Here is a 23,151-nt window from a genome sequence, read left to right on the forward strand (position 1 = left end):
CGGCCGGATGCCACCATGTATCGAGACGGACCGTTTCGTCTCGGAAAGGATGAAGATGACCCGTTCACACATCGCCATGGTCAGCATCCCGGCGCCCGGGCACGTCAACCCCAGCCTGGAGATTCTCCGAGAACTCGTCGCGCGCGGGCACCGCGTGACGTACGCCAACGACGCCGCCGTGAAGGACGTCGTCCAGAGCACCGGAGCGGAATTCAAGGAGTACGCCTCGACGTTGCCGCGCGTGAACACCGCAGGCGCGGCGGACGAGTCCGGGAAGTCCTGGGACGGCGACACCATCGATCACCTCACCCTGTTTCAGGCCGAGTACGAGTCGATGCTGCCGCAGTTGCGGAGGCTGTACGAGGACGACCGCCCCGACCTGTTCCTCTACGACATTGCGGGGGGTCCCGCCCGCGTCCTCGCCGAGGGATGGGGCGTGCCGATCGTGCAACTGTCGCCGACGTACGTGGCCTGGGAGGGCTACGAGGACGACATGAAATCGTTCGTGGACACCATGCGTGCCGACCCGCGCGGCGCCGCACTGTACGAGCGGCAGGGGAAACTGCTGCGGGACAACGGTGTCGAGACCGACCCGGACGAGTTCTACGGGCGCCCGGCCCGGGCGGTGGTGCTGATCGCGAAATCGATGCAGCCCAACGCCGACCGCGTGAACGAGGACGTCTATACGTTCGTCGGACCTGCGCTGCCCACCCGGCGGCCCGCCGATGGCCGGTGGGAGCGTCCGGCAGGCGCGGGCAAGGTGCTGCTCGTCTCGCTCGGCACCGCGTTCACCGATCACGCCGACTTCTACCGCCGCTGCATCGAGGCATTCGGCGACCTCGACGGCTGGCACGTCGTCCTGCAGATCGGGCAGCACGTCGACGTCGACGAACTCGGCGCCGTGCCCGGCAACGTGGAGGTCTACCGCTGGGTGCCGCAGTTCGACATCCTGGGGCAGGCCGACGCGTTCCTCACCCACGCCGGCATGGGCGGGTCCAGCGAGGGCATGTTCACGGGGACCCCGATGATCGCCGCGCCGCAGGCCACCGACCAGTTCGAGAATGCCGACGCGCTCGTCGCCGCGGGAGTGGCGGTGCGCGTGGACAGTTCGGATGTGTCGGCAGCCGGACTGCGGGACGCGCTCACCTGGGTCGACGCCGAGCCGGTCCGTCGCCGCAGTGCGGAGCTCGCCGCCGAGTTGCGTTCTGCCGGTGGCGTGGACGCTGCCGTCCGGGTCATCGAGGAGTTCCTGTGAAGCTGCGAAACGTGTCGGTGGTCACGGCTACTGTGCGGGCATGGCACTCACACTCGGCATGATCACGTTCGACACCACCGATCCGGGGCCGCTCGCGAACTGGTGGGCGAAGCAGACGGCGGGCACGGTCGAGCAGGAGAACGACGGCTGGTTCTACGTCGTCGCCCTCCCTGATTCCGCGCAGAAGCTGGCGTTCCAGAAGGTCGACGATCCCACTCCGGGGAAGAACCGCATCCACCTCGACCTTGCCTCCGAAGACCTCGACGGCGAGGTCGGCAGGCTGAGTGCCGACGGCGCGACGGAGGTCGGGCGGCACGAGATGGGCGGTTTCCGATGGGTCACGCTCGCCGATCCGGACGGCAACCAGTTCTGTGTCTCGGGTCCCCACCCGTGACAGCGGGTCCTGCATGATTGACCCCATGCCTTCCACTACGTGGGCCGACGCCCAGGGACTCTGCACCTTCGTCGATGCCTCACCGTCGCCGTTCCATGTGTGCGCGACGGTGTCGATGTTGCTGACCGGCAACGGTTTCACCGAGTTGCACGAGACCGACTCGTGGCCCGGCGAGCCCGGCCGGTACTTCCTGGTGCGCGGCGGATCCCTCATCGCATGGAGCACCGAGGGGGTGGGCCGGACGGCGCCGTTCCGCATCGTCGGCGGGCACACCGACAGCCCGAACCTGCGCGTCAAGCAGCACCCCGACCTCTCGTCGGCGGGGTGGCAGCTGGTGGGTCTCGAACCGTACGGCGGCGCGTGGCTCAACTCGTGGCTCGACCGCGACCTGGGCATCTCCGGGCGGCTGAGCGTGCGGGTCGGCAACACGGTGCAGGAGAAGCTCGTCCGCGTCGACGAACCGATCCTGCGCGTCCCGCAACTGGCGATCCACCTGTCCGAGGACCGCAAGGGCGTGCACCTCGATCCGCAGCGCCACCTCAACGGCGTGTGGGGCGTGGGTACCGAACGCCGGTCGTTCATCGACTTCGTCGCCGAGCGGGCGGAGGTGCCCGCCGACGCGGTGCTCGGGTGGGAACTGATGACCCACGATCTCGCGCCCAGCGCCCTGGTCGGAACCGAACAGGACCTCGTCAGCGCGCCGCGGCTCGACAACCAGGGCACCTGCTACGCGGGCACCCAGGCGTTGCTGTCGGCGGCCGAACATCCCGGGGATCAGGTGCCGGTGCTCGCGCTGTTCGACCACGAGGAGGTGGGGAGCATGTCCGATCGGGGCGCGTTCTCCGATCTCCTGAGCACCGTCCTCGAGCGCATCGTCCTCGGCCGCGGCGGCGGTCGCGAAGAATTCCTGCAGACGATGGCCGGGTCGATCTGCGCGTCCGGGGACATGGCGCACGCGACCCACCCGAATTACCCGGACCGGCACGAGCCCGCCCACCACATCGCCGTCAACGGGGGACCGGTGCTCAAGGTCAACCAGAACCTGCGCTACGCCACCGACGCGGCCGGGGCCGGTGCGTTCGCGCTCGCCTGCGACCAGGCCGGTGTGCCGCTGCAGCGGTACGTGCACCGGGCCGATCTGCCGTGCGGTTCGACCATCGGCCCGATCACCGCGTCCAGGACGGGGCTGAGCACCGTCGACGTCGGCGCCGCGCAGCTCGGAATGCATTCCTCGCGGGAGCTGATGGGTGCCCGTGACGTGCGCGCCTATTCCGACGCCCTTGCGGCCTTCCTCACACCGACGGCGTGACGGGGAGGGGCGAGGAGCGCCAGGTCGGTGCCGGAACGAGCCGCCGGATAGACTGACGTACGGCTCGTCGCCACCCGGCTTGCGCCGACCGTGACTCCCGGCTTGCCTCTCTTGACTCCCGTAGGGAAGGGACCCCACCTCCAGTGTCAGCACACCCGGTCGATACCGTCACCGCCGCCACCGCGACCCCCGACGTCGCACAGCCTTTCAAGGAGCTGGGTCTCAAGGACGACGAGTACGCCCGCATCAAGGAGATCCTGGGCCGGCGCCCCACCGAGGCCGAGCTCGCGATGTACTCGGTGATGTGGAGTGAGCACTGCTCCTACAAGTCGTCCAAGGTGCACCTGAGGTACTTCGGTGAGACCACGACCGACGAGATGCGGTCCTCGATGCTCGCGGGCATCGGCGAGAACGCCGGCGTCGTCGACATCGGCGACGGCTGGGCGGTCACGTTCAAGGTCGAGAGCCACAACCACCCCTCCTACGTGGAGCCCTACCAGGGCGCGGCCACCGGCGTCGGCGGCATCGTCCGCGACATCATGGCCATGGGCGCCCGTCCCATCGCGGTGATGGACCAGCTGCGTTTCGGTGCGGCGGACGCCCCCGACACCCGCCGCGTCGTCGACGGTGTGGTGCGCGGCGTCGGCGGCTACGGCAACTCGCTGGGTCTGCCCAACATCGGCGGCGAGACCGTCTTCGACGAGTCGTACGCCGGTAACCCCCTGGTCAACGCCCTCTGTGCCGGCACGATGCGGGTCGAGGACCTGCACCTGGCGTTCGCGTCCGGCGCCGGCAACAAGATCATCCTGTTCGGTGCGCGGACCGGCCTCGACGGCATCGGCGGCGTGTCCGTGCTGGCGTCCGAGACGTTCGACGGCGACGAATCAGGTACCGGCCGGAAGAAGCTACCGGCGGTGCAGGTGGGTGACCCGTTCACCGAGAAGGTGCTCATCGAGTGCTGTCTCGAGCTGTACGCCGCGAAGCTGGTGGTCGGTATCCAGGACCTCGGCGGCGCCGGGCTGTCCTGCGCGACGTCCGAGCTGGCCGCGGCCGGCGACGGCGGCATGCACATCAACCTCGAGCAGGTCCCGATGCGGGCCACCGGCATGACCGCCGCCGAGGTGCTCTCCAGCGAGTCGCAGGAACGCATGTGCGCGGTCGTCACCCCCGAGAACGTCGACGCGTTCATGGAGGTCTGCAAGAAGTGGGACGTCCTGGCCACCGTCATCGGTGAGGTCACCGACGGCGAGCGCCTGACCATCTCCTGGCACGGCGAGACCGTCGTCGACGTGCCGCCGCGCACCGTTGCCCACGAGGGCCCGGTGTACGAGCGCCCCGTGCAGCGTCCCGCGAGCCAGGACGCCCTGGTCGCCAACACCACCGCCGGCCTGACGCGCCCGGAGTCGGCCGACGAGCTGAAGGCGACCCTGCTGAAGATGCTCGCGTCCCCGGCGCTGTGCAGCCGCAAGTGGATCACCGAGCAGTACGACCGCTACGTGCGCGGCAACACCGTCCTGGCCGAGAACGCCGACTCCGGTGTGATCCGCGTCGACGAGAAGACGGGCCGCGGCATCGCGCTCGCCACCGACGCGTCCGGCCGCTACACCGCGCTGGACCCGTACACCGGTGCGCAGTTGGCACTCGCGGAGGCGTTCCGCAACGTCGCCGTCACCGGCGCCACCCCCAAGGCCGTCAGCAACTGCCTGAACTTCGGGTCCCCCGAGGATCCGGGCGTCATGTGGCAGTTCCAGCAGGCCGTCCGCGGTCTGGCGGACGGCTGCGCGAAGCTCGGCATCCCCGTCACCGGCGGCAACGTCAGCTTCTACAACCAGACCGGCTCGACCCCGATCCTGCCCACCCCGGTGGTGGCCGTGCTCGGTGTCATCGACGACGTGCACCGTCGCATCCCCACCGGTCTCGGACTGGAACCGGGCGAGACGCTGATCCTGCTCGGCGACACCCGCGACGAGTTCGACGGGTCCATCTGGTCACAGGTCGAGCACGGCCACCTCGGCGGCGTGCCGCCGAAGGTCGACCTCGAGCGGGAGCAGTTGCTGGCCGACATCCTCCTCGCGGCGTCCCGCGACGGACTGGTGTCGGCGGCGCACGACCTGTCCGAAGGTGGTCTCGCGCAGACCGTAGTCGAGGCCGCGCTGGCCGGGGAGACGGGCTGCCGCATCCTGCTTCCCGACGACGCCGATCCGTTCGTCACCCTGTTCTCCGAGTCGTCGGGCCGCGTGCTCGTCGCGGTCCCGCGCACCGAGGAAACTCGCTTTACCGGTATGTGCACGGCCCGTAATCTGCCGTGGGTGCGCATCGGTGTGGTGGACGAGGGGTCCGATTCCGTCGAGGTCCAGGGCCAGTTCTCGGTCTCGCTGGCCGAGCTGCGCACGACGTTCGAGGGAACTCTGCCGGCATTGTTCGGGTGATGAATGGTCGAATCGGGGGCATTGGAGAGGGTTGACAGGGGGCCGCGGGAACTCTCGCGGCTGGTTGATCCTGCACTCCTCCACGGTCCCCGACTCGACCGGACCTGGCGTTTCCTTCGGCTCGACTTCACCGGCATCGCGTTCGCGACGCTGTTCTTCTGCTGGTCGCTGACGCCGTCGCTGCTGCCCCGCGACTGGCTGTTCCAGGGGCTGATCGGCGGCATCAACGCCGCGATCGGCTACACGGTGGGAACGGCGATCGGCTGGCTGGTCCGCCGCTACTTCCTGCGGCACCGGTCGTGGTGGCCGCTGCCGGAACCGTGGTCCACCGGCCTGCGCGTGCTCGTGACGGTGACGTGCGTGTCGGTGAGTCTCGTGATGCTCGCGTACTCCGCGGCGTGGCAGCGTGAGCTCGCCGCGCTGATGGGGGCGGAGGGCACCACCACCACCGGCTACATCCGCACGGGCGGTCTGAGCCTGCTCGTGGGTGCCGCGATCATCTCCGTGTGGCGGCTGTTGCGCGAACTGGTGCGGTGGATCGCGGCGCGACTCATCCGGCGGTGGCACCTCGCGATCCCGACGGCCACCACCGTCGGCATCCTCATCGTGACGGTGTTGTTCTTCCTGCTCGTCGACGGCGTTCTGATGCGCGGCGTCTACGCCGCCACGAATGCGGCGTTCAGCCTGCAGAATTCGACCACTCGCGACGGCGTCGAGCAGCCGCTCGATCCCGAGAAGTCGGGCAGCCCGGAGTCACTGGCGCCCTGGGACACCCTCGGGTACGAGGGCCGGAACTTCGTGTCCCGCGGCCTCGACGCCGACGAACTGACGGCGGCCAACGGCACCCCGGCCAAGGATCCGATCCGGGTCTACGCAGGACTCGAGACCGCCGAGGACCCCGACGAACGCATGGACATCGTCATCGACGAACTCGAGCGGACCGGCGCGTTCGCGCGCAAGGTCCTCGTCGTCATCCCCACCACCGGTACGGGCTGGGTCAATCCGACTGCGGCGCAGGCGATCGAGTTGGTCCACAACGGCGACACGGCGCTGGTCGCCGGCCAGTACTCGTTCCTGCCGAGCTGGATCTCGTTCCTCGCCGACCGGGAGAAGGCCGCCGAGGCGGGAAAGATGCTGATCGACCGGGTGCACGAACGGTGGTTGCAGGAACCCGAGGCGACCCGCCCCAAGCTGCTCGTCTACGGCGAAAGTCTCGGCACCCAGGCAGGGGAGGGCGCCTTCGACACGCTGAGCGACATCCGGCAGACCGTCGACGGTGTGCTGTGGGTCGGGCCGCCCAACTCGAACCGGCTGTGGGGGCAGCTGGTTCAGCGCCGCGACCCGGGCACTCCCGAGGTCGACCCCGAGTACTCGGCGGGTCTGGTGGTGCGGTTCGCCGACGACTCCGCCGACATGGTCGAAGACCCGGGGGAGTGGTTGTCGCCGCGCATCCTGTACGTCCAGCATCCGTCCGATCCCGTCGTGTGGTGGTCGCCCGACCTCGCGTTCACCCGGCCCGACTGGTTGAAGGAACCGCCGGGCGACGATCGCTCGCCGTCGATGAAATGGTTTCCGTTCGTGACGTTCTGGCAGGTGTCCGCCGACCTCACGAACGCCGCCGGGGTGCCCGACGGGCACGGCCACAATTACGGAACCCTCGTCCTCGACGGCTGGATCACCGTCGCGCAGCCCGAGGGGTGGACGCCCGCCGACACCGAACGTGTCAGGTCCACCCTCGAATCCCTCGCCGGGACAGAGGGTCCGGAGAAGTGACCAGGCTCGCCTCCGTGGCCGGTGGGGCGGCGGCCGTGCTGTGGAACAACGTGGTGCTGCCCGGTTCGGGACTCGGCCCGTACGGGCGGGCCGTCGCGGGCGGCGCGCTCGGACTGTCGGTGGTGGGAGTCGCCCGGGCCGCCGGGTACGGCGTCGACGAACTCGGGCTGTCCGCGTCGGCGCTCCGGTCCGGGCTGCGGTACGGCGCCGTGGCGTCGGTGATCCCGCTCGCCGGATACGCGATCGCGCTGAGCGTGCCCGCCGCGCGCAGGCGGGTGCCGACCGGCGACCGCGCCACCGATGTCGCCCGCTGGGTGGGGTTCCGGATCCCCGTGGGGACCGTCGCGCACGAGGAACTGCTGTTCCGCAGCGTCCTGTCCGCGATGCTGCGACGGGGCTGGACACCCACCACGGCGTACGCCCTGCACGCGCTGACGTTCGGGCTGTGGCACGTGCGCGCGGCCCGGATCGCCGGTGACCCGATCGGCGCGAGCGTGCTGCTCACCGGTTCCTCTGCAGTGCTGTTCGAGTGGTTGCGACGGCGCAGCGGCAGCGTCGTAGCCCCTGCTCTACTGCATCTTTCGGTCAACGTCGGCGGGGTGGTGGCCGCCGAAGCCGTGCGGGCCCGCACAGTAGATTGAGCCCATGCCGTCGCGTCGAGCCGTAGATCCCGCCGAACTGAGGGCCGCCGTACTCGAGGTCGGTCCGTGGCTGCGCGGCGACACCGAGGAGAAGCCGTCCCGCACCCAGCTGGCCGCGGCGGTCCGGCTCAGCGCACGCACGCTCGAGCAGGTGGCACCCGGGTCGAGCGTGGAGGTGCGGGTTCCCCCGTTCGTCGCGGTCCAGTGCATCGAGGGTCCCCGGCACACCCGCGGCACCCCGCCCAACGTCGTGGAGACCGATCCGCGGACGTGGCTGCTGCTGGTGACGGGACTGCTGGATTTCGACGGCGCGACGTCCGGCGGCGAGGTGTCGGTGTCGGGGAGTCGTGCCGGGGAGATCGCCCACTGGCTGCCGCTGCTGCGCGTGTAGTCACCCCAGCCACAGCGCCAGGGTGCGCGGCCGGCCGCTCGATCCGGTGTCGGACGGGCGCACGGCGAGGACCTGATGGATCGTCAGGCGACCCTTCTCCTCGAACCCCAGGGCGCTGGCCGCGAGATACAGCAACCAGGTGCGGGCCCGCGCCCATTCGGCCTGTTCGTGGCTGAGGGTGATCCCGACGACGGACACGTCGTACTTCTCGGCGGCGTGGATCGCCATCGAACCCCACCCGCAGCCCACGCCCAGCAGTCGCATGCCCGACTGGAGTCCGAGCTTGCGGCAGACGTGTACGGGAAGGGGGATGCCCATCGCACCTTCGAAGGCGCTCAGCAGACGTTCTGCGGCGGTCGGAGCCGTGCTGCGGACGTTCATCGGAACAGCCCCCGCTCTGTGGTTCGAGGATGCTGATCGATACCGAAACCAATCTATTTTCGTCCCGTCGTCCGGGAGTCGGGCCGGTTCGATGGGCACCGTGGGAGAAGCGGCGGCGCGGGGCACGTAGACTGACCTTGCCCCTCACACGCCCATCCCCAGGGAGCACCCCGGTGACCAGAGCCGATCTGTCGGTCCACAGTCCTAATCTTCTCTCTTCGAACCCGTCCGACGAGGACGAGAACGAGCCCCGCGAAGAATGCGGAGTCTTCGGCGTCTGGGCGCCGGGAGAGGATGTGGCGAAACTCACCTACTACGGGCTTTATGCTCTGCAGCACCGTGGTCAGGAAGCGGCGGGCATCGCCGTCGCCGACGGTTCGCAGGTGCTGGTCTTCAAGGACCTCGGGTTGGTCAGCCAGGTGTTCGACGAGCAGACTCTGGCAGCGATGCCGGGCCACGTCGCCGTCGGTCACTGTCGCTACTCCACCACGGGCTCGACCACGTGGGAGAACGCGCAACCGATCTTCCGCACCACCGCGGCGGGCAGCGGCATCGCCCTCGGCCACAACGGCAACCTCGTCAACACGGCGGAACTGGCGCAGCGCGCCCGTGCGGCGGGCCTCGTCAACGACAAGCGCCCCGGCGGCGCCACGTCCGACTCGGACGTCGTCGGCGCCCTCCTCGCGCACGCCGCCGCGGACAGCACCATCGAGCAGGCGGCCATGACGCTGCTGCCGACGCTGCGCGGCGCGTTCTGCCTCACGTTCATGGACGAGCACACGCTCTACGCGGCGCGTGACCCGCACGGCATCCGCCCCCTGTGCCTCGGACGACTGGACCGCGGCTGGGTGGTGGCCAGCGAGACGGCCGCACTCGACATCGTCGGCGCGTCGTTCGTCCGCGACATCGAGCCAGGCGAACTCCTCGCCATCGACGCCGACGGCGTCCGCTCCTCCCGCTTCGCGAACCCCGAGCCCAAGGGCTGCGTGTTCGAGTACGTGTACCTGGCTCGTCCGGACAGTGTCATCGGCGGACGTTCGGTGCACTCGACCCGCGTCGAGATCGGTCGTCGCCTCGCCACCGAGCACCCCGCCGAGGGCGACCTCGTCATCCCGGTCCCCGAATCGGGCACTCCCGCCGCGGTCGGGTACGCGCAGGGGTCGGGCATTCCGTACGGCCAGGGTCTGATGAAGAACGCCTACGTGGGCCGCACCTTCATCCAGCCCTCGCAGACGATCCGCCAGCTCGGTATCCGCCTCAAACTCAACCCGCTGAAGGAAGTCATCCGCGGTAAGCGCCTCGTGGTGGTGGACGATTCGATCGTCCGCGGCAACACCCAGCGCGCGCTCATCCGGATGCTCCGCGAGGCAGGCGCCCTGGAGATCCACGTCCGGATCGCGTCGCCGCCGGTCAAGTGGCCCTGCTTCTACGGCATCGACTTCGCCTCCCCGGCCGAGTTGATCGCCAACGGTGCGGGTGGCAGCGGCGAGCCCGGCAGCTTCGACGAGATGCTCGAAGGGGTGCGCCGCTCCATCGGCGCCGACACCCTCGGTTACATCTCCACCGAAGGCATGATCGCGGCCACCGAGCAGCCGGCGTCGCGACTGTGCGCGGCCTGCTTCGATGGCACGTACCCCATCGCGCTCCCCACGGAGACGTCGATCGGAAAGAACGTTCTCGAGGGAATGCTCGAGAGCGCGGCAGGCGGTCCCGCGACGCGGGAGAACGACAACGCGAACGCCCTCAGTCGGCCGTAGGCCGGTACATCGGGAGCCGGCCGGAGAACGTACTCCGGTACCGTAAGGACGCAATCACAGCACTCGATTGCCCGACCGACACGATTTTGACGAGCAACAAAAGGCTGGAGTAACAACCACATGACCGAGGATCCGACAAGTCGCCCTGGCGCGTCCTACGCCGCCGCAGGAGTGGACATCGCCGCAGGCGATCGGGCGGTGGAACTCTTCGCTCCCTTGGCCAAGCGCGCCAGCCGTCCCGAGGTTCTCGGTGGTCTCGGTGGATTCGCGGGACTGTTCTCGCTCAAGGGTGACTACAAGGAGCCGCTGCTCGCGGCGTCCACGGACGGTGTGGGCACCAAGCTCGCCGTCGCCCAGGCGCTCGACAAGCACGACACCGTGGGCCTCGACCTGGTCGCGATGGTCGTCGACGACCTCGTCGTCTGCGGCGCCGAGCCGCTGTTCCTGCAGGACTACATCGCCGTCGGGCGCGTCGTCCCGGAGCGGGTCGCGGAACTCGTCAGCGGCATCGCCGAAGGCTGCATCCAGGCCGGTTGCGCGCTGCTCGGTGGCGAGACGGCCGAGCATCCCGGTGTGATGGCGGACGGCGACTACGACCTGTCCGCGACCGGTGTCGGTGTGGTCGAGGCCGATCAGGTGCTGGGCCCCGACCGGGTCCGCCCCGGCGACGTCGTGATCGCGATGGGTTCGTCCGGACTGCATTCCAACGGTTACTCGCTGGCCCGCAAGGTGCTGCTCGAGATCGATCACATGAGCCTGACGGCGCACGTCGACGAGTTCGGCCGCACGCTGGGCGAGGAGATGCTCGAGCCCACGAAGATCTACGCCAAGGACTGCCTGGCGCTCGCCGCCGAGACCGACGTGCGCACGTTCTGCCACGTCACCGGTGGTGGACTGGCCAACAACCTCGCGCGGGTCATGCCGAAGGGTCTGGTTGCCGAACTCGACCGCGGCACCTGGAGCCCCGCTCCGATCTTCGCGATGATCGCGCAGCGCGGACGCGTGGAGCGGGCCGAGATGGAGCAGACGTTCAACATGGGCGTCGGCATGGTCGCGATCGTGGCGCCCGAGGACGTCGATCGTGCGCTGGCCGTCCTGACGGCGCGGCACATCGACTGCTGGACGCTGGGCAGCATCAAGAAGTCGCACGACGTGTCCGCCGAGCGCGCGATTCTCGCCGGCGACCACCCGAGGTTCTAGGGTCGGACGCCGTCTGTCGGAGCGGGGCGAGCTAGTGGCCCCGACCGGCTGAAGATGTGGAAATGAGGGGGAGCCGGTACCGGCTCCCCCTCATTTCTGTGTCTTCAGATCTCAGCGCCGCCAGTCGTCGTCGTCCTCCCGGGAGTGACCCTCCCTGTCGGCACGCTGGTCAGCGAAGACCTCGTCCCGATGCGAGTTGGACGACCCACCTGAGAGCTCTCTTTGCAGGCTGTCAAAATCCGTGGTCGGTACGCTGTACTTCAGCTCGCGTGCAACCTTGGTCTGCTTTGCCTTAGCCCGGCCGCGGCCCATGGCTGACCCCCTCGCGCTTTCGCGGGGCGGCCTGGGGAATTTGGCGGCCCCGTTTGAGTGTGTAAGTTCCTGCCCCACACTCTAGCGTGGAAAAGTCCCTCGCGCTTCCATCCACACCCCGAACCGGTGTCTGTTTAGTCTCATCGAGGTCGCGAGCTGCCCCGATGCGGGCATTTCGACTTCAGAAGACTCCCGGAATTGCCCGGACCGTCCCCACCCGGACGCCGCCGCCGAGCACGGGCTGCGATGCGAGGGCGGCCAGGTCCTCGGTCCATTCGGCGCCCATCCGGTGGAGAAGCGCTGCGGCGAGGGGCAACCGGGCCCGTTCGTGACCGTCGTCGATCTTCAGCGCGAACGCCGAGCCGTCGGGGAGCGCGCCCGCGTAGACCCCGTCGGCGCCGGCCTTCGTCATCAGCCCGGGAACGACCGGCATCAGGCGCGCGTCGTCCTTGCCGGTACCCGAGACGAGATACGGGTGCTCGCGGACGGCGTCGGCGACGGCGAGCTCGGGGGAGCCGGGCTCGGCGGTGACGAGCCGCGCGAACGCCCGCGCCAGATGCGTCAGCGACAGCGGGACGATCGGCAGCCCGCATCCGTCGATGCCGAGTTCGGCGTCGACGTCGCCGCTGATCGAGCCGAGCGTCTCGACGACCGCGAGTTGCAGGGGATGCGTCGGCTCCAGGTAACTGTCCAGCGGCCAGTCGTTGGCCAGGCACGTCGCGAGCATCGCCGCGTGCTTGCCCGAGCAGTTCATGTACACCGGGCGGGGGAGCTCCCCGGCGGCCAGCAGTTCGGCCCGCGCGAGCTCGTTGGAGGGCAGATCCGCGGGGCAGCGGAGCTGATCCTCGTCGAGGCCGTACCGGGCGAGAAGCCGCTCGACGAGTTCGACTTGGTCCGACTCGCCCTCGTGGGATGCGGTCGCGATCGCAAGCTCTTCCGAACTGGTCGGTTCGAAGCCGTTCCGCAGCATCGTCACGGCCTGCCACGGCTTGTTCGACGATCGCGGATAGATCGGTGTGTGCACCTCGCCGAGGGCGAGCGCGATCTCGCCGTCCGCGCTGAGGATCACCGCGGAACCACGGTGGACGCACTCACGGAATCCGGAGCGGACGACCTCGACCAGTTCGATGCTCAATACGTGACCTGCACTTCCAGTCCGGCGATCCGCCGGCGGGCCTTGTCCGCGACGGTCGGAGCGAGGTTCTCCTGCTGTTCGAGCAGCGCCACGAACCGTTCCGGGTCGCGGCCGGTGAACAGATCGCGCACGGTGACGCCGTGCCCGGGCACGTGGATGCGGTGGACGGCGTCGCCAGCGGTGATCGACCCCTCGGTCACCACCCGCAGGTACGCACCCGTGTCGCCGCGTTCGGAGAACCGCTTGACCCACCTCGGCTCGGCGGCCCATACGCCGAACGTGCCGCACGGCGTCCGCGGGCCTGCCACCTCCAGTTCGGTGGTGCCGATCCGCCAGCGCTCGCCGATCACGGCGTCGCTCGCGGCGATGCCGTCCAGGCGGAGGTTCTCGCCGAACCATCCCGGGGGCAGTGCGCGGCCGAGTTCCGTCGCCCAGCGCTGCGCCTCGTCCTCCTGGTACGCGTAGACGGCCTTGAACGGCCCGCCGTGGTATTCGGTGTCGCAGACGCGGTCGCCGGCCAGTCCGGCGGTCGTGACGGACACCGGGCCGTCGACGGGCCGCTTGTCGATCGCCGTGCGGGTCACCCGCCGGGTGCCGCTGTCGCGTTCGGTGTGCAGCACGCAGACGGCCAGCACCTCGCCGGCCGCTGCGGTGGCCCCGCTCATCGGCCCCGGAGCCGGTCGACGGCGGCGCGGCCGGCCTGGACCGCGTCGTCCGCGGGCACCGAGTCGGGGTCGATGGACGCGGCGCAGGAGCCGACCACCAATTCGGTGTCGGTGGGGATGGACCGTTTGACGAGGGCCAGCGCGATGGGGCCGAGTTCGTGATGGTCGATCACCGTGCCGATCCGTCCGACCGCGCGGCCGCCCGCCGTCACCGGGTCACCGGGTTCCGGCCTGCCCTCGGCGCTGCCGTCGAGGTGCAGCAGGACCAGGTGTCGCGGCGGCTTGCCGAGGTTGTGGACGCGGGCGACCGTCTCCTGGCCGCGGTAGCAGCCCTTCTCGAGGTGGACGGCGCCGTGCTCGGCGGGACCGCCGATCCAGCGGACCTCGTGCGGGATGGTGCGGTCGTCGGTGTCGAGCCCGATCCGCGGACGCACGGCGGCCACCCGGAGGGCCTCGAACGCCCACGTTCCGGCGGGGGCGGCGCCGGCGGCGGTGAGCCGGCCCCACCACGTCGCGAGTCCTTCCCGCGGGACCAGCAGGTCGAAGGAGTCGGCGGTCGGCCACGGCATGCGGCGGACGAAACCGCCCCCGGCCACCACGGCCGCGGCGTACGGCTCGGCGGGCACGGCGACCCCGGCGGCGTCGAGGACCGCCGCGGCGTCGGGGCCGATCACACTGAGGACGGCGAGTTCGTTGCCGTCGCGGGGCTCGGCCTTGGACCAGAACACCATCTTGGTGAGGAACGAGAGAAGGTCGGATCCGCGGTCGGCTTCGGTGTCGATCCAGGTGACGCCGTCGAGGTCGGTCTGGACGAAGTGGTGTTCGACGCGGCCGTTGACGTCGAGGCTGAGGTTCTCGGCGCTCGAGCCGTCGGGGAGTGCGGCGACGTGCTGGCTGGAGATGGTGTGCAGCCAGGTGAGTCGTTCGGGTCCGCTGATCGCGATGACGAACCGGTGGGAGCGGTCGACGACCACCGCGGAACGCTCGGCGCTGCGTTGTTCGCCGAGCGGATCGCCGTGGTGCCAGGCGACGCCGGCGTCGGGGGAGCCTTCGGGCGCAGGGACCGCGCCCGGGGCCGTGACGAGTGGACTGGGTGAGACGGGCAGTTTGTCGACCACGGACCCAGTCTAGGGACCATGGACCTCGGGTGGCGGTCAGCAGGGTCGATAGGCTGGGTCTCATGTCTGATCGAGTGCTGGTGACGCTGGACCACGAGGTGCGCGACGCGGATGCCCCGCTGCTGCACGCGGACGATCTGGCGGTGGTGCGCGGCGACGGTGTCTTCGAGACGCTGTTGGTGCGCGGCGGTCGCGCACTGAAGGTGGAGCCGCACCTCACTCGACTGGTCGCGTCGGCGCGGGCCCTCGGTCTGCCGGTGCAGGACCTGGACGACTGGCGGCTGGCGCTGGAGTTGGCCGTCGAGGAGTGGGGGTCCGAGCGGGAGGGCGCGATGCGCCTCGTGCTCAGCCGCGGCCGGGAGTCCGGTGGCGACGCGACTGCATTCGTCACCGTCGGGCCGGTCTCCGATCGGATCCTGGACGCGCGCCGCGACGGGGTGTCGGTACTCACACTGGCCCGGGGCTATTCGGTGGATCTGTCGGCGAGCGCGCCGTGGCAGCTGCTCGGGGCGAAGACCTTGTCGTATGCCACGAACATGGCCGCCCTGCGGTACGCGGCCACGTTCGGGGCCGACGATGTGATCTTCGTCAGTAGTGAGGGCAATGTGTTGGAAGGGCCACGTTCCACGGTGGTCATCGCCCGCGAGAAGACGCTCCTCACGCCGCCGCCGGAGCACGGAATTCTGCCGGGCACCACGCAGCAGGCCCTCTACGAGGTGGCGTCCGGCAAGGGGTTCCGCTGCGAGTACGCGGCACTGCGCCCGGCGGATCTCATTACGGCGGAAGGTGTTTGGCTCATCTCCAGCATCACCATGGCCGCGCGGGTGTGCAAGATCGACGGCCTCGCCCTGCCGGACGCGCCCCTCGCCGACGAGATCGTGGAGCTGGTCGACCTCGCGGTCGAGACGTCGGGTGCCGAGTCCGCGGAGGCTTGACAGGTCTACTACATTTCGTAGTAGCAAAGTCCTGCGGGGGAAACGGCCCCGCAGTACGTTGTTTTCAAGGGTCGGGCGGAAGCCCACGCTCCGGCCCTGAAGCCTGTCCTACGGGCCCAGTTTCGGAGTAGCCATGGATGCCTTGGATGTCTCCCGGTGGCAGTTCGGCATAACCACCGTCTATCACTTCATCCTCGTACCGCTGACGATCGGGCTCGCCCCGCTGATCGCCGTCATGCAGACGATGTGGGTGGTCACCGGAAAGGACCACTGGTATCGGCTCACCAAGTTCTTCGGGAAACTCTTCCTGATCAACTTCGCGCTCGGCGTCGCCACCGGCATCGTGCAGGAGTTCCAGTTCGGCATGAACTGGAGCGAGTACTCACGCTTCGTCGGCGATGTGTTCGGCGCGCCCCTCGCCCTCGAGGGACTGGTGGCGTTCTTCCTCGAGTCGACGTTCCTCGGACTCTGGATCTTCGGCTGGGGCAGGCTGCCCAAGCTCGTCCACCTGGCCACCATCTGGCTCGTCGCGATCGGTGTCAACGCGTCCGCGTACTTCATCATCACCGCGAACTCGTTCATGCAGCACCCGGTGGGGGCCGTCTACAACCCCGAGACCGGGCGCGCGGAACTCACCAGTATCTGGGAACTGCTCACCAACAACACCGCCCTCGCGGCCTTCCCTCACGTCGTCGCCGGAGCATTCCTCACGGCGGGCACATTCGTGGCAGGCGTCGGCGGCTGGTGGATGGTGCGCAGCATGCGCAGGTCGAAGGAAGCCACCGAACCGGAGGTCGCGAAGAAGCACGAGGAGACCGCCAGGACGATGTTCCGTCCGGTCACGATCCTCGCGCTGTGGGTGATGGTCGCCGCGGGTGTCGGACTCGCGATCACCGGCGACATCCAGGGCAAGCTGATGTTCGAACAGCAACCCATGAAGATGGCGTCGGCCGAATCGCTGTGCCACACCGAAACCGGCGCCGACTTCTCGATCCTCACCGTCGGCACCCAGAACAACTGCGACAGCATCACCCAGCTCATCAAGATCCCCGGGCTCACCTCGTTCCTCGCGGACGGCAGCTTCGACTCCACCGTCGAGGGCGTCACCGAGATCCAGGCCCGCTACGAGGAGATGTACGGGCCGGGCAACTACAAGCCCAACCTGTTCGTCACCTACTGGACGTTCCGCGCGATGATCGGCTGGGCGGCCGGGTCGGCGCTGCTCGCCGTCGTCGGCCTGTGGATGACCCGCGGCGGCCGCGTCCCGGACAAGAAGTGGTTCGGCTGGCTGTCGATCGCGGTCATCCCGACGCCGTTCCTCGGCAACAGCGCGGGCTGGGTGTTCACCGAGATGGGCCGCCAACCGTGGGTCGTGGCACCCAACCCGACCGGTGTCGACATGATCAGACTGACTGTCGACCAAGGCGTCTCGAATCACTCCCCGTGGACCGTCTGGGTCTCGCTCATCACGTTCACCGTGGTCTACGGGTCGCTGGCGGTCGTGTGGTTCACGCTGATCCGCCGATACACGGTGGAGGGACCGCTCGAACACGACGCGCACCCACCGGGTGACGACCACGACGAGCCCGAAGAACCGGGCAAGCCCGAGCAACTCTCGTTCGCGTACTAGGGGAGACGGTCATGGGACTTCAAGAAGTGTGGTTCATCCTGATCGCGGTGCTCTTCATCGGGTACTTCGTCCTCGAGGGATTCGATTTCGGTGTCGGCATGCTGATGCCGGTGCTCGGCAGGCGCAAGGACCCGAACGGGGACACCCGACGGCGGGTGGTGCTCAACACGATCGGCCCCGTATGGGACGGCAACGAGGTGTGGCTGATCACCGGCGGCGGCGCGTTGTTCGCGGCGTTTCCCGAGTGGTATGCCACCTTGTTCTCCGGTTTCTATCTGCCGCTGCTGATCATCCTCGTCGCGCTGATCGTCCGGATCTGCGCCATCGAGTACCGCGGCAAGATCGACGACGACACCTGGCGCCGACGGTGCGACTGGGGCATCGTCTTCGGATCCTGGGTTCCTGCCGTGCTGTGGGGTGTCGCGTTCGCGAACATCGTGCGCGGCGTCGACATCGACGCCGACAAGCAGGTCACCTCGAACCTCTTCGATCTGCTCAATCCGTATGCGCTGCTGGGCGGTCTGACGACGGCGCTCGTGTTCGCCCTGCACGGCGCGGTGTTCCTCGCCCTGAAGACGGCCGACGAGGTCCGCACGGACGCCGTCGAACTTGCGTCGCGGCTGGCAATCCCGGCCGTTCCGGTGGCAGGCGCGTTCGTGCTGTGGACGCAGTTGGCGCACGGCAAGGGCTGGACGTGGATCCTCGTCGCGATCGCCGCCGCCGCACTCCTGGGGGTGGTCGCGCTCACCCGCGCCGAACGTGAGGGCTGGGCATTCGCGCTCACGTCGATCGCGGTGATCGCCACCGTGGCCCTGCTGTTCGGCTCGCTGTTCCCCAACGTCATGCCGTCCACACTGGACGCCGCGTACAGCCTCACCATCGACAACGCGTCGTCGAGTCCGTACACGCTGAAGGTGATGACGTGGGCCGCCGCGTTCCTCACCCCGGTGGTGCTGATCTACCAGGGCTGGACGTACTGGGTGTTCCGTCAACGGATCTCGACCAAGCACATCCCGCCGTCGATCGGTCTCCCGCTCGAGCGCAGATGAGCACAGCGGTCGGCGACGCACCCCGCCCCGCCGGGGAGCGAGGTTCCCGGCGCCCCGTCGATCCCCGCCTGTGGCGGTACTCCGCGGCAGCCCGCGGGTATCTCGTCCTCACGGTCGGGCTGTCGATCGTCAACGTCGCGATGGTCATCGTGTCGGCGCTCATGATCGGCCGTGTGCTCGGTGGCGTCATCGTCGACGACGCCACCGACCTCGGGCGGTGGTCCACCGAACTGACGGTCCTCGCGGCCGCGGTGGGGATCCGCGTCCTCGGCACCTGGATCCAGTCCCGGTTCGCGCACCGGTCCGCGTCGCGGGTCGTGGCGGAACTGAAGGGCGAGGTGCTCGGCGTCGCCACGCGGATGCGGCCGCGCGCACTCGATCCGCGGCGGGACGAGATCGCGACCGTGCTCACCCGTGGCATCGACGGACTCGTGCCGTACCTCACCGGGTACCTCCCCGCCCTGGTCCTCGCGGGAACGCTCACGCCGGCGACGTTGGCGGTCATCGCATTCCAGGATCTGACGTCGGCGGCCATCATCTTCGTGACGCTGCCGCTCATCCCGGTCTTCATGATCCTCATCGGCCTGCTCACCAGGGGCAAGGCCGCCAAGACGCTGACCGCGATGACCACACTGTCCTCGCAACTGCTCGACCTCCTCGCCGGACTGCCCACACTCCGCGCGCTGGGCCGCGAACAGGGGCCCGCGACGCGGGTGCGCGAACTCGGCGACGCCCACCGCCGCACCACGATGTCGGCGCTGCGGGTGGCGTTCCTCTCGTCGATGGTGCTGGAACTGCTGGCCACTCTCTGCGTCGCACTCGTCGCCGTGAGCATCGGACTGCGGCTGGTCTACGGGGGCATGGGACTCGAGGCGGGGATCGTCGCACTGATCCTCGCCCCCGAGGTGTACCTCCCGCTGCGGATGGTCGGCACCCAGTTCCACGCCGCCGAGGACGGGATGGCCGCCGCGAGTAGCGCCTTCGCCGTCATCGATGCCGACGAGCCGGTCGATTCGGACGAGCCGGTCGATTCTGACGGTGGGGTGGTGGACGCCACCGGGGCGCGTCTCGAATTCGACGACGTGGACGTCGCATCGCGCCGCGGCCGGGCGCCGCGCGGACTGTCCGGGACCCTCGAACCCGGCGCGGTGACCGTGCTGACCGGACCCAACGGCGCCGGGAAATCGACTGCGGTGCATGCACTCCTCGGCCTCGTCGCACCCGAGGGCGGACAGGTGCGGGTGGCGGGCGTCCCCGTGAGTTCGCTCGACCGGTCCGCGTGGTGGGCGCAGGTGGCGTGGCTGCCGCAGCACCCCGTCCTCGTTCCCGGCACCCTGGACGAGAACCTCCGGCTCATCGGCGACGTCGTTGACCTCGAACAGGCCTGCGCGGCTACGGGTTTCGATCAGGTCCTCGCCGAACTCCCCGACGGCTGGAACACGCGCGTCGGATCCGGGGGAACGGGACTGTCGCTCGGACAGCGGCAGCGGCTCGCGCTGACCCGGGTGCTGGCCACCCGGCGTCCGGTCCTGGTGCTCGACGAACCCACCGCACACCTCGACGACGCATCGGAGCGGACCGTGCTCGATTCCGTGCGCGGCCTGGCCGCCGCCGGCCGGACGGTCGTGGTGGTGGGGCACCGGCCGACCGTGCTCGCGGCCGCCGACCGGGTGATCGAGGTGAGCGCCGATGTCGCGTGACCCGCTGCTCCGGGCGCTGCCGCTTCTCGACCTGAAACCAGGACGGGTCGCACGGGCCGTCGCGGCCGGAGTCGCCACCCTGGGCAGTGCCCTCGCGCTGGCGGCGCTGTCGGCCTGGTTGATCACGAGGGCATGGCAGATGCCGCCCGTCCTGGACCTCAGCGTGGCCGTCGTGGCGGTGCGGGCCCTGGGCATCTCCCGCGGCGTCTTCCGCTACCTCGAGCGGCTGGCCACCCACGACACCGCCCTGCGCGGCACCACGTCCGCCCGCACCCGGCTGTACCAGCGGCTCTCCGACGGTAACCCCGCGGCCGCGGCCGGACTGCGCCGTGGCGAACTCCTCGCGCGCACCGGTGCCGACGTCGACACCCTCGGTGACGTCGTGGTCCGCGCGCTCGTTCCGATCGCCGTGGCCGTCGTCCTGGCCGTGGCCGCCGTCGGCATCCTCGCGGTGATCTCGCCGGCCGCGGCGCTCGTGCTCGCAGTGGCGCTCGCGGTGTCGGGGGTCGCGGCGCCCTGGTTGTCCGCGCGGGCCGCCCGCCTCGCCGAGACGTCCGGAGCGCAGGCGCGCGCCCGGTTCAGCGCGGACGCCGTCACCGCCCTCGATCACGCCGCGGAACTGCGCGTCGCGGGTCGCCTCGACCGCGCCGTGTCTCGGGCCGTCGACGCCGAGCACGCCGCGGTCTCGGCCACCGACCGCGCCGCCGCACCCAGCGCGTTCGCGGACGCCGCCACACCGCTGGCAGTGGGGGTGAGCGTGATCGCGTCGCTGCTCATCGGCATGGACCTGTACTCGTCGGGGACCATGAGCCCGATGGCGATGGGCATCCTCGTGCTCCTGCCGCTGTCCGCGTTCGAGGCCACCGCGGCACTGCCCGCCGCAGCGGTCGCGCTGACCCGCGCCCGCATCGCGTCCCGCCGCATCCTCGCCGTGCTCGACGCCGCAGTCGCGGATCCGCACCCCGGAGACCGGGACCTCGACGGACCGGCGGAAGTGGTCGCGAAGGACCTGCGGTGCGGCTGGCCCGGCGGGCAGATCACCGCCCCGCTCGACCTCGACCTGCGGCCGGGTGCCCGGGTCGCGATCGTCGGGGGCAGCGGGTCGGGGAAGACGACCACCCTGATGACTCTCGCCGGGTTGCTCCCCCCCGTCTCGGGGACGGTCCGGATCGACGGGATCGACCTCCACCAAATCAAGTCCGAGGCGGTGCGCCGGAACGTCGGGTTCTTCGCGGAGGACGCGCACCTCTTCGATACGTCGGTGCTCGAGAATCTGCGCGTCGCGCGCGGCGACCTGGATGCCGAGGCGGCGGTGACCGTCCTGGAGTCCGTCGGGCTCGGGGGATGGGTGGCGGGGCTTCCAGAGGGAGTGCACACGACCCTCGCCGGCGGTGCCAGAGCGGTGTCCGGCGGGCAGCGTCGCCGGCTGCTCCTCGCCAGGGCGTTGCTGTCGCCCGACCGGGTGCTGTTGCTGGACGAACCGACCGAACACCTCGACGCCGACGCGGGCGCCGACCTGCTGCGGAGACTGCTCGCACGCGACGGCGGATTGGTGTCTGCGCAGCGCACAGTTGTGGTGGTCACCCACCAGCTTCCGCAGGATACCAGCGCTGACCTGGTGATACGGGTGGAGAAAGCTGAGAGCGAAAATGCGTTGCCGACTCCGTGAGTGCGGCGTACGTTCTTGTGTACACGAGGAAGGAGGTGGTCTGAAATTGAATGACAGACGGACACGTGAGGTGGCTGCCAGCTAGCCGCTACCGCTGACGGAATTCACTGACCGCGCGAGCGGCGAGCGAATCCCAGGCAGCTACCCGGCCCCCGAGCCCCCGGTCTGGTCCAAGATCGGGACCGGTGCACAAGCACCGGAAGGCTCGGGGGCCGTTGTGCGCTTCGCGCCCGTGAGTACTTGTTAACCGCCCGACGTTAATAAGTACTCACGGCATCGCGGGCACGGGTTCGACCCACTCCAGCCGCCCCGCTCGAGCACCGTGCGCACCTCGGCCGCGACCTCACACGAGCGTTGCGTCACCTCCTCCCAGCCGTACACCAGCGCCGCCTTCCCCGCGAGTTCCGCCGCGTTGCCGCGACGCCGGTCGCGCAGCGCCACCGACCGCGACGAGTGGTACCGCAGCCCGTCCAGCCGCACAAGGAGCGGAACACCGCTGTCCGAGTAGTCCACGTCCTCGTACAAAGTCTTCCCGTCGACGAGCACAGGCGACTGTCGCCGGGCGGCCGGCAGTCCGTGGGCGAGTTCGACGTCGACGGCGTACCGGTGCTCCAGAATCGACTGGACTCCGCTGGAGACGAATGTCAGCGCGTCGGTCAGTGCCCTGCGGTATCTGCGCGGCGGACGCTGCTCGATCCGTCGAAGGAGCGTGTGGACCGACACACTGGTGCCGGTGACCGCCGACACGACGACCCGCGCGGCCGCCGGCGCCGACGGCTCCTCGACGGCCAGATCGACGACGGTGTCGGCCAGGGACGTTCGCGGCAGGAGCGTCGGGACGAGGATGTGGGCGTGCGCCCGGGAGCGGTGCACCACGACCCCCGGGTGGAGAAGATCGCCCTCGCGCGGAACGGGACGGTCGGATCGCCGGCCGACCTTGCGAGACGTCGGCCCCTGGTGCTCCGCAGACAATCTGTAGGGCACGGTGACGTGGATCGGACCCTCGGGATCGACACGCACCAGCGACCACTCCTCGGCCGCGGTCCGGTGGCTGAGAATCGCACGGGGACCACCGAACAGCAGCGCCGCCCACAGCATCATCGGCCGATCGAGGGGACCGTTGGTGACGGCGTAGACGCCGTGCAGAACCGCCGACCATTGGCCGGACTCCACCATGTGCTGAATCTGCCGGGTGGAGATGCCCAGCCCGCGCAGTTGCCGGGCCGTGACGAGGCCGTGCTGGTGGTCGAGGACACGTTGGAATTCGGGCTTGAAGTCGATCGTCGCAGGTGTCATGGACGCGACGGTGCGGAACCCGGCCGACAGGAATGGCCCGAGAAGGGCCGATTTCAACTGGCCTGTGGATGAACGGCAGGTTGTGGATAACCCCAGCCGTGAGTACTTGCTA

General features: G+C 69.5%; 20 protein-coding genes. 14 read left to right on the forward strand and 6 right to left on the reverse strand.

The genetic code is table 11. The annotated features are described in order from the left end of the window. The first annotated feature begins 7 nt into the window (after positions 1 to 7). The 7 genes from JWS14_RS26745 (at position 8) to JWS14_RS26775 (ending at position 8,192) form a co-directional block, all read left to right on the forward strand. A complete protein-coding gene (locus JWS14_RS26745) occupies positions 8 to 1,255 on the forward strand; it encodes a macrolide family glycosyltransferase (RefSeq protein WP_420855123.1) in 1,248 nt (415 codons plus the stop codon). 40 nt (positions 1,256 to 1,295) lie between these two features. Further along, a complete protein-coding gene (locus JWS14_RS26750) occupies positions 1,296 to 1,649 on the forward strand; it encodes a VOC family protein (RefSeq protein ID WP_095863618.1) in 354 nt (117 codons plus the stop codon). Positions 1,650 to 1,674: 25 nt separating this feature from the next. Beyond that, entirely contained in the window at positions 1,675 to 2,958 is a 1,284-nt protein-coding gene (locus tag JWS14_RS26755) for a M18 family aminopeptidase (protein ID WP_206014782.1), read from the forward strand. A gap of 143 nt (positions 2,959 to 3,101) precedes the next feature. Beyond that, positions 3,102 to 5,387 carry a phosphoribosylformylglycinamidine synthase subunit PurL gene (gene purL / locus JWS14_RS26760; protein ID WP_072943018.1) on the forward strand — a complete coding sequence of 762 codons (2,286 nt, stop codon included), beginning with the start codon at positions 3,102 to 3,104 and terminating at the stop codon, positions 5,385 to 5,387. Between the two features lie 3 nt (positions 5,388 to 5,390). Beyond that, a complete protein-coding gene (locus JWS14_RS26765) occupies positions 5,391 to 7,160 on the forward strand; it encodes an alpha/beta hydrolase (RefSeq protein ID WP_072943020.1) in 1,770 nt (589 codons plus the stop codon). Beyond that, positions 7,157 to 7,801 carry a CPBP family intramembrane glutamic endopeptidase gene (locus JWS14_RS26770; RefSeq protein ID WP_206014783.1) on the forward strand — a complete coding sequence of 215 codons (645 nt, stop codon included), beginning with the start codon at positions 7,157 to 7,159 and terminating at the stop codon, positions 7,799 to 7,801. Before JWS14_RS26765 ends, JWS14_RS26770 begins: the two co-directional genes overlap by 4 nt. A 4-nt stretch (positions 7,802 to 7,805) precedes the next feature. Next, positions 7,806 to 8,192, forward strand: coding sequence for a sterol carrier family protein (locus tag JWS14_RS26775; protein WP_072943024.1), 387 nt, complete (start codon positions 7,806 to 7,808; stop codon positions 8,190 to 8,192). Here JWS14_RS26775 and JWS14_RS51405 read toward each other — a convergent pair whose 3' ends face one another. Continuing rightward, complete coding sequence (locus JWS14_RS51405; RefSeq protein ID WP_275957895.1) at positions 8,193 to 8,573, reverse strand: class I SAM-dependent methyltransferase; 381 nt, start codon at positions 8,571 to 8,573, stop codon at positions 8,193 to 8,195. It abuts the gene before it with no gap. A 173-nt stretch (positions 8,574 to 8,746) separates the two neighbouring features. Between JWS14_RS51405 and purF the strand changes: the two genes are divergently transcribed. Both purF and purM read left to right on the forward strand, forming a co-directional pair. Next, the gene (purF, locus tag JWS14_RS26785) at positions 8,747 to 10,330 is read left to right on the forward strand and encodes an amidophosphoribosyltransferase (RefSeq protein ID WP_206014784.1); all 1,584 of its coding nucleotides are present in this window, start codon (positions 8,747 to 8,749) and stop codon (positions 10,328 to 10,330) included. Positions 10,331 to 10,450: 120 nt separating this feature from the next. Further along, the gene (gene purM, locus JWS14_RS26790; RefSeq protein ID WP_005244377.1) at positions 10,451 to 11,530 is read left to right on the forward strand and encodes a phosphoribosylformylglycinamidine cyclo-ligase; all 1,080 of its coding nucleotides are present in this window, start codon (positions 10,451 to 10,453) and stop codon (positions 11,528 to 11,530) included. 111 nt (positions 11,531 to 11,641) lie between these two features. On the opposite strand, the gene JWS14_RS26795 is transcribed toward purM, so the two are convergent. The 4 genes from JWS14_RS26795 to ygfZ form a co-directional block, all read right to left on the reverse strand. Continuing rightward, positions 11,642 to 11,842, reverse strand: a complete 201-nt coding sequence (locus JWS14_RS26795; protein WP_005244376.1) for a DUF3073 domain-containing protein — start codon at positions 11,840 to 11,842, stop codon at positions 11,642 to 11,644. A 181-nt stretch (positions 11,843 to 12,023) separates the two neighbouring features. Beyond that, positions 12,024 to 12,977, reverse strand: coding sequence for an asparaginase (locus JWS14_RS26800; protein ID WP_206014785.1), 954 nt, complete (start codon positions 12,975 to 12,977; stop codon positions 12,024 to 12,026). Then, the gene (locus JWS14_RS26805; RefSeq protein WP_072943029.1) at positions 12,974 to 13,642 is read right to left on the reverse strand and encodes an MOSC domain-containing protein; all 669 of its coding nucleotides are present in this window, start codon (positions 13,640 to 13,642) and stop codon (positions 12,974 to 12,976) included. Before JWS14_RS26805 ends, JWS14_RS26800 begins: the two co-directional genes overlap by 4 nt. Then, the gene (gene ygfZ, locus JWS14_RS26810; protein ID WP_072943031.1) at positions 13,639 to 14,760 is read right to left on the reverse strand and encodes a CAF17-like 4Fe-4S cluster assembly/insertion protein YgfZ; all 1,122 of its coding nucleotides are present in this window, start codon (positions 14,758 to 14,760) and stop codon (positions 13,639 to 13,641) included. Before ygfZ ends, JWS14_RS26805 begins: the two co-directional genes overlap by 4 nt. Before the next feature lie 62 nt (positions 14,761 to 14,822). On the opposite strand from ygfZ, the gene JWS14_RS26815 reads away from it, so the two are divergent. From JWS14_RS26815 to cydC, 5 genes are all read left to right on the forward strand, one after another. Beyond that, positions 14,823 to 15,695 carry an aminodeoxychorismate lyase gene (locus JWS14_RS26815; protein WP_095863318.1) on the forward strand — a complete coding sequence of 291 codons (873 nt, stop codon included), beginning with the start codon at positions 14,823 to 14,825 and terminating at the stop codon, positions 15,693 to 15,695. Positions 15,696 to 15,828: 133 nt separating this feature from the next. After that, the gene (locus JWS14_RS26820) at positions 15,829 to 17,325 is read left to right on the forward strand and encodes a cytochrome ubiquinol oxidase subunit I (protein ID WP_206014786.1); all 1,497 of its coding nucleotides are present in this window, start codon (positions 15,829 to 15,831) and stop codon (positions 17,323 to 17,325) included. An 11-nt stretch (positions 17,326 to 17,336) separates the two neighbouring features. Next, entirely contained in the window at positions 17,337 to 18,374 is a 1,038-nt protein-coding gene (gene cydB, locus JWS14_RS26825) for a cytochrome d ubiquinol oxidase subunit II (RefSeq protein ID WP_095863320.1), read from the forward strand. After that, positions 18,371 to 20,074, forward strand: a complete 1,704-nt coding sequence (cydD, locus tag JWS14_RS26830; RefSeq protein WP_206014787.1) for a thiol reductant ABC exporter subunit CydD — start codon at positions 18,371 to 18,373, stop codon at positions 20,072 to 20,074. Before cydB ends, cydD begins: the two co-directional genes overlap by 4 nt. Beyond that, positions 20,064 to 21,743 (forward strand): thiol reductant ABC exporter subunit CydC, encoded by a 1,680-nt coding sequence (cydC, locus tag JWS14_RS26835; protein ID WP_206014788.1) that lies wholly within the window; start codon positions 20,064 to 20,066, stop codon positions 21,741 to 21,743. Before cydD ends, cydC begins: the two co-directional genes overlap by 11 nt. A gap of 243 nt (positions 21,744 to 21,986) precedes the next feature. On the opposite strand, the gene JWS14_RS26840 is transcribed toward cydC, so the two are convergent. Further along, entirely contained in the window at positions 21,987 to 23,096 is a 1,110-nt protein-coding gene (locus JWS14_RS26840; RefSeq protein WP_206014789.1) for a type IV toxin-antitoxin system AbiEi family antitoxin domain-containing protein, read from the reverse strand. Positions 23,097 to 23,151: the final 55 nt, after the last annotated feature.

The sequence above is a fragment of the Rhodococcus koreensis genome (assembly GCF_017068375.1).
GTDB classification, from domain to species: domain Bacteria; phylum Actinomycetota; class Actinomycetes; order Mycobacteriales; family Mycobacteriaceae; genus Rhodococcus_F; species Rhodococcus_F koreensis.

Excerpts from the sequence above, each read along its gene's own strand:
- JWS14_RS26745 (WP_420855123.1), top strand. The coding sequence starts at position 8 with ATGCCACCATGTATCGAGACGGACCGTTTCGTCTCGGAAAGGATGAAG.
- JWS14_RS26750 (WP_095863618.1), top strand. The coding sequence starts at position 1,296 with ATGGCACTCACACTCGGCATGATCACGTTCGACACCACCGATCCGGGG.
- JWS14_RS26755 (WP_206014782.1), top strand. The coding sequence starts at position 1,675 with ATGCCTTCCACTACGTGGGCCGACGCCCAGGGACTCTGCACCTTCGTC.
- JWS14_RS26765 (WP_072943020.1), top strand. The coding sequence starts at position 5,391 with ATGGTCGAATCGGGGGCATTGGAGAGGGTTGACAGGGGGCCGCGGGAA.
- JWS14_RS26775 (WP_072943024.1), top strand. The coding sequence starts at position 7,806 with ATGCCGTCGCGTCGAGCCGTAGATCCCGCCGAACTGAGGGCCGCCGTA.
- JWS14_RS51405 (WP_275957895.1), bottom strand. The coding sequence starts at position 8,573 with ATGAACGTCCGCAGCACGGCTCCGACCGCCGCAGAACGTCTGCTGAGC.
- purM (WP_005244377.1), top strand. The coding sequence starts at position 10,451 with ATGACCGAGGATCCGACAAGTCGCCCTGGCGCGTCCTACGCCGCCGCA.
- JWS14_RS26795 (WP_005244376.1), bottom strand. The coding sequence starts at position 11,842 with ATGGGCCGCGGCCGGGCTAAGGCAAAGCAGACCAAGGTTGCACGCGAG.
- JWS14_RS26805 (WP_072943029.1), bottom strand. The coding sequence starts at position 13,642 with ATGAGCGGGGCCACCGCAGCGGCCGGCGAGGTGCTGGCCGTCTGCGTG.
- JWS14_RS26815 (WP_095863318.1), top strand. The coding sequence starts at position 14,823 with ATGTCTGATCGAGTGCTGGTGACGCTGGACCACGAGGTGCGCGACGCG.
- JWS14_RS26820 (WP_206014786.1), top strand. The coding sequence starts at position 15,829 with ATGGATGCCTTGGATGTCTCCCGGTGGCAGTTCGGCATAACCACCGTC.
- cydB (WP_095863320.1), top strand. The coding sequence starts at position 17,337 with ATGGGACTTCAAGAAGTGTGGTTCATCCTGATCGCGGTGCTCTTCATC.
- cydD (WP_206014787.1), top strand. The coding sequence starts at position 18,371 with ATGAGCACAGCGGTCGGCGACGCACCCCGCCCCGCCGGGGAGCGAGGT.
- cydC (WP_206014788.1), top strand. The coding sequence starts at position 20,064 with ATGTCGCGTGACCCGCTGCTCCGGGCGCTGCCGCTTCTCGACCTGAAA.